Here is a 12,607-nt window from a genome sequence, read left to right on the forward strand (position 1 = left end):
AACTGGCGAGGAGGATTCGTATGAAGCGTAAAGCTGAAGTGAATGAAGCCATTAAAAATAACAATACACCTACCGAGAGCATGGACCCCAATTCATATAAGACACAATATCATGATGATCCCAATTTTAGAGGGGCAAACCGCAATTCCAAACAGGGCCAGCAGGGAGGCATGTAATTGTGAAGAAAAACCGTCATAGCAAAGACATGCAAAATCATAAAAAGCCTATGAATAAAAAGGTGCTGGAGGAAGAGTTCTCAAGTGAACTTGGGGATTACAATGCCGGAAAGATCATCGAAACGCTGGAAATCACCAAGCCTGAAAAGAAAAAAGAAAAAAACAAAAATAAAAAACAACAATAAAAAAGACCTCTTAGGCGGTGTCCGCCTAAGAGGTGCTTTTCTATTTTAAATAAGCATTTTTGCCCGTTCCTCTGACAAATTGCAATAAGCTGGTCATCCTCAGCTCAATGAAGGGCTGAGCGACTGTCTTAACAAAGTTGCTGGAGAGGACTGATGTCAGGGCTGCTGTTAAAAGCAAGAGGATCACTAAGCTTTGATAGTCAGTAAGCCAATCCTCAAGCCCGACCTGCCGTAATGTTTTAATAATAAACCCGTGAAGCAGATACACGTAAAATGTCCGGGTTCCCCATCTGGTAAAGAAATACCGTTTTTGCGGAACAAGCGCTAAAAAGCTGAAGGTTGCCCCAAAGGCGAGTACATACCAGCCGATTCGGGATAGTCCGCTTACCAGGGTAACGTCTCCAAATGAAGAATACGGTTTTGAACCAAACAGAAAAGAATAGTCAAAATCAATGCCCCAGCAGATGACGAATACGGCGGCAAGCACTCCGAGCGCAATTTGTTTGCCGCGTTTTGATCTCAATAAATCAAAATGATGTTTATTTAAATAAAAACCGACAAGGAACATCGGTAAGAATACGAATGTCCGTGACAAGCTCAGCGTGCTGCTGACAAAGTCCAGATAACCGATCAGCACGGCGATTCCGCAGCTGACAAACAGCGCCCACTGCTTTGAAAGCTTTGAAAAAGGATATAGGAGCAGGTTCCAAAAGAATAAGCTTACAAGAAACCATAACGACCATTGCGGATCAATCGGGTTCACATTTGCCATGCTTTCATCTTGCATAATGTAATAAAAGACGGAATAAATGATTTGGAAAATCAAATACGGAATAATCAGCTTGACCGCCAGCTTTTTTACATATCCCGCCCGTTTAAAGCCTTTCGCGAAATAACCGGATACAAGAATAAATGCAGGCATATGGAATGTGTAAATGAACTTGTAGAGGTAGAGCATAAAATGATTATCATTAATAAAGGAACGAAGGATATGACCGAATACAACAAGGAATATCAATAAAAATTTTGCGTTATCGAAATAACTGTCCCGCGATTTACTCATAGCATCACCTTCTCTTTCATCAGTCACTAAGAGATTATTCCCTGCTGGTACATATTTTAAAATAAAAGATGAAAAAGGAATCTAAAAAAATGCTGATTGTTAGGTCGATGTAAAGTGACGGTAAGGATCGTAGAAAATGTCTTCGTAATGTAATGGCGCTGAAATTTTCTGAAATTTATAGGGCAAATGAAGGAAGTTCCCGCATTTTGTAGAAATATTGAGGGATAGGTTTTGAAGAAGGAGTGTACATGCATGGAAACTCTTGGTGTCCAGACAAACTCGGAGCTGCGAGAGGAACTGAATCGCCTCAAAGAAGAAAACGCGCGACTGAAAAAGGAATTGAATCAGCATCAAGTGATTGTCAACAATACGCTCGATGCTATTTTTATTTGTGATAACGAAATGCGGATTGTTCAGGCAAATGAAGCAACAGAAAGGATGCTTCAAGTTGACTCGGAAGATTTGAAAAAGCGTTCTGTTTTGGATTTTTTGTTTTCAATCCCAAAGGATGAACTGAATCTTTCCGTAAAGAAGTTTTTTAAAAAAGGCTTTCTGTGGAAGGAGGTTCCGATCAGGCTTGATTGCGGGGCAACAAAATACATAGAGTTTCTGGCCAAAAGAGGCATTGGTGAGGATTTCTTTTTTGTTGTCATGAGGGACATATCTTCTAAGAAGATTCTGGAGCGGGAATTCTCTATGAATGAACAGCTTTTTAAGGACTTGTTTGACAGAGCAGTTGACGGAATCGTCCTGTTTGATAAAGATGGCGGTTTTATTGATGCCAATTTGTCCTTTTGTAAAAGCTTTGAAATCAATCATAATGAGCTGTCTCATTTATCTTTGTATGAGTTCATAGACAGCGGCTCACGAAAAGATTTCGACAATATCTGGCAGGCGCTCAACCGCAAGGGAAAAGCGAAGGGCGAGCTGCCTGTCAAGCTTCGTTCAGGAGTTCAAAAACTATTTGAATTCACGATTACATCAAACATCATCAGCGGTTTTTATATGTCCATTATGAGGGATATCACAGAGAAGCGGTCCATGGAGCTGCAGCTCTTTAAAAGTGAGGAGCGCTTCAGAGAAATCTTTGAAAATGCAATGGACGCCATCATCATCTGGTCGAATGACGGAAGAATCGTAAAAGCGAATCAATCAGCCTGTAAAATTTTTGAGCTGCCGATGAATTTGCTGTTGAAAAGAAAGCTGTGTGATTTTCTCGTTGACTCGCAGCAGAAATACAGCATAACGAAAAGGAAATACGCAAAATACGGAGAGATCAGAGAAGAGCTGCTGTTTCAAATGGGGAACGGGCAATTCAAAGAGCTTGAATTTACTTCAAAACGGACAATCCTTGAAAATCAGCATTTGACGATCTTAAGAAATGTAAGCGACAGAAAGCGGATGGAAAAGGAGCTTCGGGAAAGCGAGCTGAAATTCAGAAAAGTGTTCAACGGCTCAATGGACGGCAATGTATTGTTCGACAATCAATACAGGATCATCGACGCCAACCCGTTAGCAAGCCATATTTTGGGACTGTCACATGAAGAGATAAAACAGCACAGCCTGTTAGATATTATTTCTGCTTATGAAATAGAAAATCTGGCATCACCGGCAAGGCAGATTAATTTTGATGAAATGGACAACGAAATTCCATTTTTGCTGAGCAGCGGTGATAACAGAAAACTCGAATTCTCATTTAAACGGAATATTATTCAAAATATGAACTTGGCTATCTTTAAAGACGTAACAGAGCGAAAAGAATTGGAGGAACGCCTGCGCAAATCAGATACCCTTCATGTTGTCGGCGAACTTGCAGCCGGCATTGCTCATGAAATCAGAAATCCGATGACTGCTCTTAAAGGCTTCATTCAGCTTCTGAAAGGGAGTGTCGAGGGAGACTACGCCCTTTACTTCAACGTGATCACCTCAGAACTAAAGCGCATCGAATCCATCATCACCGAATTCTTGATTTTAGCCAAGCCCCAGGCCATTATGTATGAGGAAAAACATGTTACCCAAATTATGAGGGACACGATAGACCTTCTAAATGCGCAAGCCAATCTCAGCAATGTACAAATGCAACTTGATTTAATTGACGACATTCCCCCGATTTACTGTGAACCGAATCAGCTGAAACAGGTTTTTATCAATATATTAAAAAACGCCATCGAAGTGATGCCTGACGGCGGAAATATTTTTGTAACGATAAAGGCATTGGATCCAGATCATGTTCTTATCTCCTTAAAAGACGAGGGAATCGGAATGACAGAAGATAAATTAAAGCGACTTGGTGAACCGTTTTATACGACAAAGGAACGGGGAACTGGACTTGGGCTTATGGTAAGCTATAAAATTATTGAAGAACATCAAGGCGAGATTATGGTAGAAAGTGAAGAAGGGAAGGGCACCGTTTTCCATATTACGCTTCCTGTCAGACAGAATGCTGAAGAAAGAAGGAATGATGAATGAACTACTATACGACAGCCGAAACGCCGCTCGGTGAACTTATCATTGCCGAAGAGGAGGACCGGATCACTCGTCTATTTCTCAGTCAGGAAGATTGGGTGGATTGGAAAGAAACGGTTCAGAATACTGAGCACAAGGAAACACCTAATCTTGCAGAAGCGAAACAACAGCTTCAAGAATATTTCGAAGGCGAAAGGAAGACATTCTCCCTGCCGCTCAGCCAAAAGGGCACTCCTTTTCAGCAAAAAGTGTGGCAGGCACTGGAGAGGATTCCATATGGTGAATCCCGAAGCTATGCGGATATTGCCGCTGCGGTCGGCAGTCCGAAAGCGGTGCGGGCTGTCGGACAGGCTAATAAACGTAACGACCTGCCGATTTTTATCCCGTGCCACAGAGTGATCGGCAAAAACAGTGCGTTAACAGGATACGCCGGAAGCAAAACCGAGATCAAAGCATTTTTGCTAAACATCGAGCGAATCTCCTATAAAGAAAAATAAAACATATGGCACGTTCCCTTTTTTTCACGGCCGACATATCATTTTATTAAGTTAAAAAAGTTGGTCTGATGAAAAAGGAGGACAAAGCAATTGAAGCCGAGCCGCTCTGAGAAACTTGCCGTTTTTGCCGAACTGTTTGTGAAACTGCATATCTTATCAAGCGCTCAAAAAGATGAAATCATCAATGTTAACAAAAAGAAACAAAAAAACCGCTGACTCGGCTCCAAATGAGCAAAGTCCAGCGGTTTTTTAATGCACCTTTTCTCCTCTAAACAGCTGTTCAATCTCTTCTTCATAGTTTCCGGTCATAATCCCTTTTTCTGTGATGATTCCTGAGATGAGATCATGAGGTGTAATGTCGAAAGCGGGATTAAAGACAGGCACATTGGATGGAGCGGTCCGAACTCCGGAAATCTGCCTGACTTCCTCGGGATCCCGTTCCTCTATCGGGATATCAGCGCCGCATTTGACCTTTGTATCAAATGTAGATAAAGGTGCGGCGACAAAAAACGGAATATCAAAGGCGTTTGCTAAAATAGCAAGACCGTATGTGCCGATTTTATTTGCCGTATCACCGTTCTTTGCAATTCGGTCGGCTCCGACGATAACAGCGGAAATTTGTTTTTCCTTCATCGTATGGGCGGCCATGCTGTCTGTGATCAGAGTGACATCAATGCCCCCCTGCATCAGCTCCCAAGCAGTAAGGCGTGAACCTTGCAGGACAGGCCTTGTTTCACAGGCATAAATGTGCAATCCCAAATCTTTTTGTTTGGCCAAGTAAAACGGAGCTAGCGCCGTTCCATAGCGGCTTGTCGCGATTGAGCCGGCATTGCAGATTGTCATGATCCTGTCGCCTTTTTTGAAAAGCTGCAGGGCGTTTTGGCCGATCAACCGGCACGTTTCCTCATCCTCGACCTGAATCTGAATGGCTTCATGGACAAGGTTTGTTTTTGCTTCATTTACGGAAATCGCGTTTTCGACCGAATGACTCAGTCTCTCAAGCGCCCATGACAAATTAATGGCGGTAGGCCGTGAGCTGTTTAAATATTGTTTGATGTCTTCCAGTCTGCGGCGGAATTCCGTGACATTATCTGTTTCAATGTTTTTGGCAGCAAGCGCTAGTCCGAAGGCAGCCGTAATGCCGATCGCCGGAGCGCCCCTTACTTTTAGCGTGACAATCGCTTCAAATACATCCTCTTTCGTCGTCAGCTCTAAATATTCCGTCTCATCAGGAAGCTTTTGCTGATTTAAAATGGTAATAGCTGTTTCTTTCCATTCAACAGAACGTGGAACAGCAAATGAATGGGTCATGAATGGATCATTCCTTTACAAGTAACTTAAATAATTCAATAACATCTGTTATCGTTTTGAATTCCGAACGTTTTTCGATAAAGGCTGTGCCGGTTTCGAGCGCCAGGCGTTTTCTGCCGATTCGTTTATCAAACGGCACGATCGTATCCAGGTCAGCTACATGGGCAAGGCCGATCGTGCGTCGTATCAGCTCACAGCCCGCAAATCCGATTGCTTCTTCAAAAATATGGCTGAGCGTATCAGTGAGGTAACCGTCGATGTTGGCGTAAACATCCAGACTGTCCTTCTGCCAGGCTTCACTAAACGTCTCTTCAAACGTTTCCCAGACCTGGTTGACATGTTCATATAACGGCTCTCTGTCAGCCCCGTCACGGCTGAGTGCGTTCAAAAATAAGTTGGCGATAAATTGCCCTACATCAAAGCCGATCGGTCCGTAAAAAGCAAACTCAGGATCAATCACCTTTGTTTCGTGTTCACTTGCGAAAATGCTTCCTGTATGCAAATCACCATGAATCAACGTTTCTGCAGACGTTAAAAATGACTTTTTCAGCTTAGCGGCTTCGATTTTAACGCTGTCATTATTCCAAAGCTTTTCGACAAAAGGACGGAGCTCTTCTTCAAAATCATTTGTGTCATGGTCGAAGAAAGGATCTGTAAAAACAAGTCTTTCCGTAATGTCGCATAGCTCTGGATTTGTAAACTGTTTAACAAGCTGTTTTTTCACCTTAGGTTCAAGCGCGTAATCTGATGAGTAGAAAAGTGTTTTTCCTAAAAATTCACCGATGTGCTGTGACAGATGAGGATAGTTTTCACCCTCAATGAGTCCTTTTCTTGCGATCTTGAGGTGAGAGAGATCCTCCATGACGGTAACCGCCATTTCCGTATCAGAATAAAACACTCTTGGAACCAGGTGAGGCACATGCTCGCCCTGACGGATGAGAGCGCTGCTTTCGATTCTTGCACGGTCGATTGTCAGCGGCCAGCTTTCTCCCACCACTTTTGCATACGGAACCGCCTGTTTAATGATCAATGCCCTGTCATGTTCTTGATCATAAATATGAAAAACGTAATTTAAGTTGCCGTCTCCGATCTCCTGGCATGTCAGCGTGCTTTTGCTTGGAAAAAGGCCAAGCTTCACCGCCAACGCCACAGCGGAGCTTTCATTTAACGTTTCGTATAAAGGTGTTTTTGTGACTCCCATCATCATAACCTCCAATTATGTAATCACTTAATATGTGGCCGTAAAAAAGCCTCCTTCTCAGAGAGAAGGAGGCTTAACATCTATGTCCGCCTCTCTTATCTCTCAGATCAGATCTGAATGGAATTAGCACCGTGCCTTAAGAGACTAGCGTCTCGGCGCGAAAAAGATGCGCCCCATTTCACAATGGAATTACGGTCGGTTGCTGTTGGGGTCAAAAGGCCAAATCCCTCGCCCAACTCTCGATAAGAGAATATATTCACTTGTTTGACAATTCTAATTTATCAGTTGATGAACATGGTAACAGGTAATTTAGTTAGTTGTCAATATATTTTTTAATATAAATCTTTTCTGATATCATCGAAAACAGGAATGCTCTCCCGAACTTCTGCGCTTTCTTGAAGGTCAATTTCCGCTCGGACTATGCCTTCTTCCCGGCCGCCTTCAGCAAGTACACGCCCCCATGGATCAATAATCAGACTATGACCTGCAAATTCATTATCCGGATTTGAACCGGTACAATTGCAGGCTGCGACAAAGCATTGGTTTTCAATGGCCCGCGCAATAAGCAGGCTTTTCCAATGATCAAGGCGGGGAAGAGGCCATTCCGCAGAAATAAACAGCACGTTGGCGCCTTTTGTCGTATGTTTTCTGATCCATTCCGGAAAACGGATATCGTAACAGATCAATCCTGAGCTTTTGACGCCGTCAAGCTCAAAGTATCCGTCTTCGGAACCGGCTGATAAATACAGATGCTCATCCATCAGCTGAAAAAGATGGGCTTTTCTGTACTCTTTAATGATTTGCCCTTCCTTATCCGCGATGTACATTGTATTATAAACATCAGAATTCTCCCTGACAGCGACCGATCCGGCGACAATATGAACACCATGTTTTTTTGCCGTTTTCTTCAGCCAGCTCTGAGCGGAGCGGCCGTCTTCGTCAGCGAGTTCATCAAGATTGGCCAGATCATATCCGGTCGTCCATAATTCAGGCAGAACAAGAACATCAGCATGTTTGCTTTCTTTTTCGATGAAAAATTCAGCTTTTTTTATATTTTCCGAAGGTTTTCCGTATGAAATATCAAATTGAAGACAAGATATCGTCCATTTCATCTTTTTAACACCCCAAATTTTTCTTTACTTTTTTCATTTAACCATATATGATGATGGACTATCATTTCAAGATTTTTTTAGAAGGTGAGAATAGATGAAATTTGAACAGTCTCATGTATTGAAGGAATTGCCTAAACAATTCTTCGCTTCTCTGGTGCAGAAAGTGAACCGAAAGCTCGCAGAAGGACATGACGTTATCAATCTAGGACAGGGAAATCCAGATCAGCCGACTCCTGAACATATTGTCGAGGAGATGAAACGAGCTGTTGCTGATCCTGAGAATCATAAATATTCGTCTTTTCGCGGCTCATACCGTCTGAAGTCAGCGGCTGCTGCATTTTACAAAAGAGAATACGGCATTGATCTGGATCCGGAAACCGAAGTCGCTGTATTATTCGGCGGAAAAGCCGGTCTAGTCGAGCTCCCGCAATGCTTGTTGAATCCCGGTGATACGATTTTGGTTCCCGATCCGGGTTATCCTGATTACTGGTCGGGTGTCACACTTGCAAAAGCGAAGATGGAAATGATGCCGCTCGTAAAGGACAGGGCGTTTCTCCCTGATTACAGCAGCATAGCCGCTGAAGCAAGGGAACAGGCGAAATTGATGTATTTAAATTATCCGAATAATCCGACCGGAGCTGTTGCTACTTCCGAGTTCTTTGAAGATACCGTGCGTTTTGCGACTGAAAACGGAATCTGCGTCGTTCACGATTTTGCTTACGGCGCTGTAGGATTTGACGGCTGCAAGCCTTTAAGCTTTTTGCAGACTGAAGGTGCGAAGGATATCGGAATTGAAATTTACACGCTGTCAAAAACGTATAACATGGCAGGATGGCGGGTTGGCTTTGCCGTCGGAAACGCTTCGGTCATTGAAGCGATCAATCTTTATCAAGACCATATGTTTGTCAGTCTTTTCAGAGCGACTCAGGAGGCTGCAGCAGAGGCACTGTTAGCCGATCAGACGTGTGTGGCAGAGCAAAATGCCAGATATGAGAGCAGGAGAAACGCTTGGATCACGGCATGCCGGGAAATCGGCTGGGATGTAACAGCTCCTGCAGGTTCTTTTTTTGCATGGCTGCCTGTGCCTGAAGGCTATACTTCTGAGCAGTTCTCAGATCTTTTGCTGGAAAAAGCGAATGTGGCGGTTGCGGCTGGAAATGGCTTCGGTAAATATGGCGAGGGCTACGTCAGAGTCGGACTTTTAACAAGTGAAGAAAGACTTAAGGAAGCCGCTTATCGAATTGGCAAACTGAACCTGTTTACCCAAAAAAGCATTGACAAGACCTTATAACGATGGGATAATTCAAAATAATTTATAAAATCTATATTTTCTTATCAAGAGCAGGCAGAGGGACGAGCCCGATGAAGCCCGGCAACCGACTTATAAAGCACGGTGCTAATTCTTGCAGCTAGCGGCTGAGAGATAAGATTCGGACGAGAAACGAAACCTCTTTAGACGCGATTGCAGTTTGAAGAGGTTTTTTGATATGGATGAAAATGAAAGGAGCTCTGGCATGAGTGAGTTATTAGCGACATATCTCCTGACCGAACCGGGAGCCGATACAGAGAAGAAAGCAGAACAAATCGCAACAGGATTGACAGTAGGCTCCTGGACTGATCTGCCCCTTGTAAAACAGGAGCAAATGCAAAAGCACAAGGGACGGGTGATAAAAGTTGAGGAGAGAGAGGGAACTGCTGCATCAGAAAAACAAGCGGTCATCACAATTGCCTATCCTGAAATCAATTTCTCTCAGGATATTCCGGCTTTGCTGACAACAGTGTTTGGCAAGCTGTCGCTGGACGGAAAAATCAAATTAATCGATCTTCACTTCTCTGAAGCATTTAAGCGTGCACTGCCGGGACCGAAGTTTGGCGTATACGGCATCCGGAAGCTGCTGGGAGAGTTTGAGAGACCGCTGTTAATGAGCATATTTAAAGGCGTAATCGGAAGGGACCTGAGTGATATTAAAGAACAGCTCCGGCAGCAGGCGCTTGGCGGAGTTGACTTGATTAAAGACGATGAAATTTTCTTTGAGACAGGTCTAGCACCTTTTGAAACAAGAATTGCAGAAGGAAAACAAATATTGAAAGAAACGTATGAGCAAACCGGACATAAAACGCTGTATGCGGTGAATTTGACCGGACGTACGACTGATCTGAAAGACAAAGCGAGACGCGCCGCCGAGTTGGGAGCGGATGCGCTTTTGTTTAATGTCTTCGCTTACGGCTTGGACGTTATGCAAGGCCTTGCGGAAGATCCTGAAATCCCAGTTCCGATTATGGCGCATCCAGCAGTCAGCGGAGCGTTTACGTCTTCTCCGTTTTACGGTTTTTCTCACGCTCTTTTACTCGGAAAATTAAACCGATATTGCGGTGCTGACTTCAGCCTCTTTCCGTCTCCATATGGTTCGGTTGCGCTTCCAAGAGCGGACGCACTGGCGATTCATGAAGAATGTGTGAGAGAGGATGCTTTTAACCAAACATTTGCGGTTCCGTCAGCAGGCATTCATCCCGGCATGGTTCCGCTATTAATGCGTGATTTCGGCATAGACCACATTATTAACGCCGGAGGAGGCGTACATGGACATCCGAACGGTGTCCAAGGCGGGGGGCGAGCCTTCAGAGCCATTATTGATGCAGTCCTAGAGGCCCAGCCGATTGATGAAAAAGCCGAACAATGCAAGGATCTTAAGCTTGCGCTAGATAAATGGGGAAAGGTTGAAGCCGTATGACGACTCGAAAACCTTTTATTATTTGTGATTTTGACGGAACCATCACGATGAACGACAACATTATAAATATCATGAAAACATTTGCTCCCCCAGAGTGGGTGGCATTAAAAGACGGCGTGCTTTCCAAAACGCTGTCGATCAAGGAAGGTGTCGGGCGGATGTTCGGCCTTCTGCCCAGCCGTTTAAAAGAAGAGATTACAAGTTTTGTATTGGAAGATGCAAAAATCAGGGAAGGCTTTCGGGAATTTGTAGCATTTATCAATGAGCACGAGATTCCGTTTTATGTCATAAGCGGTGGAATGGACTTTTTTGTATATCCTTTGCTTGAAGGCATTGTGGAGAAAGACCGCATTTATTGCAACCATGCTTCATTTGACAATGACTATATCCATATTGACTGGCCTCATTCCTGCAAGGGCACCTGCAGCAATCAATGCGGGTGCTGTAAGCCGTCAGTCATCCATGAACTTTCTGAACCGAACCAATATATCATCATGATCGGTGATTCGGTTACAGATGTGGAGGCAGCAAAGCTGTCTGACCTATGCTTTGCAAGGGATTATTTATTAAACGAATGCCGAGAGCAAAACCTCAATCATCTTCCGTATCAAGATTTTTATGAGATAAGAAAGGAAATTGAGAATGTAAAGGAGGTACAGGAATGGCTGCAAAACAAGAACGCTGGCGAGAGCTCGCTGAAGTAAAACGGGAATTGGCAGAGAGAGATTGGTTTCCGGCGACTAGCGGCAACCTGTCAATTAAGGTTACAGATGAGCCTTTAACATTTCTCGTCACTGCAAGCGGAAAAGATAAACGCAAAGAGACGGTTGAAGATTTTCTGCTGGTCGACCAAAACGGAGAGCCTGCTGAAAGCGGGCATTCTCTGAAACCGTCAGCAGAAACGCTTTTGCATACACATTTGTACAATAAAACCAATGCCGGATGCTGCCTGCATGTCCATACGGTAAACAATAATGTGATTTCAGAGTTATACGGAGACCAAAAGAAAATCACATTCAAAGGCCAGGAAATTATAAAAGCACTCGGCTTGTGGGAAGAGAACGAAGAAGTGACCATTCCGATTATAGAAAATCCGGCACATATCCCGACGCTTGCGGCACTGTTTGCGGAAGAGATTTCAGAAGATTCAGGAGCTGTTCTGATCCGAAATCATGGTATTACGGCTTGGGGGAGAACAGCATTTGAGGCAAAAAGAGTGCTTGAAGCGTATGAATTTTTGTTCAGCTACCATTTGAAATTGAAAACACTCCAGCATCAGCTGGTTAAATAAAAGGAGGAATTGAAATGGCTACAATTCAAATTCATGATGAGGCAAATACAACGATTGAAAATCAAGAGGAAGTAGCAAGCTTTCTGGACAGTCAAGAGGTTATTTATGAGCAATGGGATATCACGAAGCTTCCGGAACATCTTTCAGAGAAGTATGACCTGACAGAAGAAGAAAAACAGCAAATTCTTGATACCTTTGAAACTGAAATTAAAGATATCTCAACCCGCCGCGGCTATAAAGCACAGGATGTTATTTCATTGTCAGACAGCAATCCGAAACTTGATGAACTGCTTGAAAACTTTAAAAGAGAGCATCACCATACAGATGATGAGGTTCGTTTTATTGTAAGCGGACACGGTATTTTTGTCATTCAAGGCAAGGACGGCACGTTTTTTGATGTCCGTTTAAACCCTGGAGATTTAATCTCTGTGCCTGAGAATATCCGCCATTACTTCACGCTTCAGGAGGACCGCAAAGTTGTCGCGGTGAGAATTTTTGTCACAACTGAAGGCTGGGTTCCTATTTATGAAAAAGACAGCGTGAATCAATAAGCATGAGAAAGCCCCGTTCATC

At 43.6% G+C, this 12,607-nt stretch carries 14 protein-coding genes and 2 riboswitches; of the genes, 10 read left to right on the forward strand and 4 right to left on the reverse strand.

What is annotated here, in order from left to right; genetic code table 11:
• The first annotated feature begins 20 nt into the window (after positions 1-20).
• Both AC0OMA_RS07520 and AC0OMA_RS07525 read left to right on the forward strand, forming a co-directional pair.
• The gene (locus AC0OMA_RS07520) at positions 21-176 is read left to right on the forward strand and encodes a hypothetical protein (RefSeq protein WP_003232510.1); all 156 of its coding nucleotides are present in this window, start codon (positions 21-23) and stop codon (positions 174-176) included.
• 2 nt (positions 177-178) lie between these two features.
• Positions 179-361, forward strand: a complete 183-nt coding sequence (locus AC0OMA_RS07525; protein WP_047182531.1) for a hypothetical protein — start codon at positions 179-181, stop codon at positions 359-361.
• 40 nt (positions 362-401) lie between these two features.
• On the opposite strand, the gene AC0OMA_RS07530 is transcribed toward AC0OMA_RS07525, so the two are convergent.
• Positions 402-1,424, reverse strand: a complete 1,023-nt coding sequence (locus AC0OMA_RS07530) for an acyltransferase family protein (RefSeq protein ID WP_015252222.1) — start codon at positions 1,422-1,424, stop codon at positions 402-404.
• A 252-nt stretch (positions 1,425-1,676) separates the two neighbouring features.
• On the opposite strand from AC0OMA_RS07530, the gene kinE reads away from it, so the two are divergent.
• From kinE to AC0OMA_RS07545, 3 genes are all read left to right on the forward strand, one after another.
• Complete coding sequence (gene kinE / locus AC0OMA_RS07535) at positions 1,677-3,893, forward strand: sporulation two-component system sensor histidine kinase KinE (protein ID WP_309529642.1); 2,217 nt, start codon at positions 1,677-1,679, stop codon at positions 3,891-3,893.
• On the forward strand, positions 3,890-4,387 hold the full coding sequence (gene ogt / locus AC0OMA_RS07540) for a methylated-DNA--protein-cysteine methyltransferase (protein WP_309529641.1): 498 nt from the start codon (positions 3,890-3,892) through the stop codon (positions 4,385-4,387). The genes kinE and ogt overlap by 4 nt, the downstream gene beginning before the upstream one ends.
• 90 nt (positions 4,388-4,477) lie before the next feature.
• On the forward strand, positions 4,478-4,603 hold the full coding sequence (locus tag AC0OMA_RS07545) for a hypothetical protein (RefSeq protein ID WP_003232500.1): 126 nt from the start codon (positions 4,478-4,480) through the stop codon (positions 4,601-4,603).
• Positions 4,604-4,636: 33 nt separating this feature from the next.
• Here AC0OMA_RS07545 and mtnA read toward each other — a convergent pair whose 3' ends face one another.
• The 3 genes from mtnA to AC0OMA_RS07560 form a co-directional block, all read right to left on the reverse strand.
• On the reverse strand, positions 4,637-5,698 hold the full coding sequence (gene mtnA / locus AC0OMA_RS07550) for an S-methyl-5-thioribose-1-phosphate isomerase (protein ID WP_063336182.1): 1,062 nt from the start codon (positions 5,696-5,698) through the stop codon (positions 4,637-4,639).
• Positions 5,699-5,705: 7 nt separating this feature from the next.
• The gene (mtnK, locus tag AC0OMA_RS07555; RefSeq protein WP_003244973.1) at positions 5,706-6,899 is read right to left on the reverse strand and encodes an S-methyl-5-thioribose kinase; all 1,194 of its coding nucleotides are present in this window, start codon (positions 6,897-6,899) and stop codon (positions 5,706-5,708) included.
• A gap of 92 nt (positions 6,900-6,991) precedes the next feature.
• Positions 6,992-7,148: riboswitch (SAM riboswitch) on the reverse strand.
• Between the two features lie 83 nt (positions 7,149-7,231).
• Positions 7,232-8,011: a carbon-nitrogen family hydrolase gene (locus tag AC0OMA_RS07560; RefSeq protein WP_047182533.1), complete on the reverse strand. Its 780-nt coding sequence runs from the start codon at positions 8,009-8,011 to the stop codon at positions 7,232-7,234.
• A gap of 94 nt (positions 8,012-8,105) precedes the next feature.
• Here AC0OMA_RS07560 and mtnE point away from each other — a divergent pair, with 94 nt between their 5' ends.
• From mtnE to mtnD, 5 genes are all read left to right on the forward strand, one after another.
• Complete coding sequence (gene mtnE, locus AC0OMA_RS07565; protein WP_015383505.1) at positions 8,106-9,302, forward strand: methionine-glutamine aminotransferase; 1,197 nt, start codon at positions 8,106-8,108, stop codon at positions 9,300-9,302.
• A 38-nt stretch (positions 9,303-9,340) separates the two neighbouring features.
• A riboswitch (SAM riboswitch) is annotated at positions 9,341-9,441 on the forward strand.
• Between the two features lie 84 nt (positions 9,442-9,525).
• Entirely contained in the window at positions 9,526-10,743 is a 1,218-nt protein-coding gene (gene mtnW / locus AC0OMA_RS07570; protein WP_474222010.1) for a 2,3-diketo-5-methylthiopentyl-1-phosphate enolase, read from the forward strand.
• The gene (gene mtnX, locus AC0OMA_RS07575; protein WP_003232486.1) at positions 10,740-11,447 is read left to right on the forward strand and encodes a 2-hydroxy-3-keto-5-methylthiopentenyl-1-phosphate phosphatase; all 708 of its coding nucleotides are present in this window, start codon (positions 10,740-10,742) and stop codon (positions 11,445-11,447) included. Before mtnW ends, mtnX begins: the two co-directional genes overlap by 4 nt.
• Positions 11,405-12,034 (forward strand): methylthioribulose 1-phosphate dehydratase, encoded by a 630-nt coding sequence (locus AC0OMA_RS07580; RefSeq protein ID WP_181217029.1) that lies wholly within the window; start codon positions 11,405-11,407, stop codon positions 12,032-12,034. The genes mtnX and AC0OMA_RS07580 overlap by 43 nt, the downstream gene beginning before the upstream one ends.
• A gap of 14 nt (positions 12,035-12,048) precedes the next feature.
• Positions 12,049-12,585 carry an acireductone dioxygenase gene (gene mtnD / locus AC0OMA_RS07585; protein WP_015383508.1) on the forward strand — a complete coding sequence of 179 codons (537 nt, stop codon included), beginning with the start codon at positions 12,049-12,051 and terminating at the stop codon, positions 12,583-12,585.
• Positions 12,586-12,607: the final 22 nt, after the last annotated feature.

This window comes from Bacillus sp. AMCV2, from assembly GCF_056033925.1.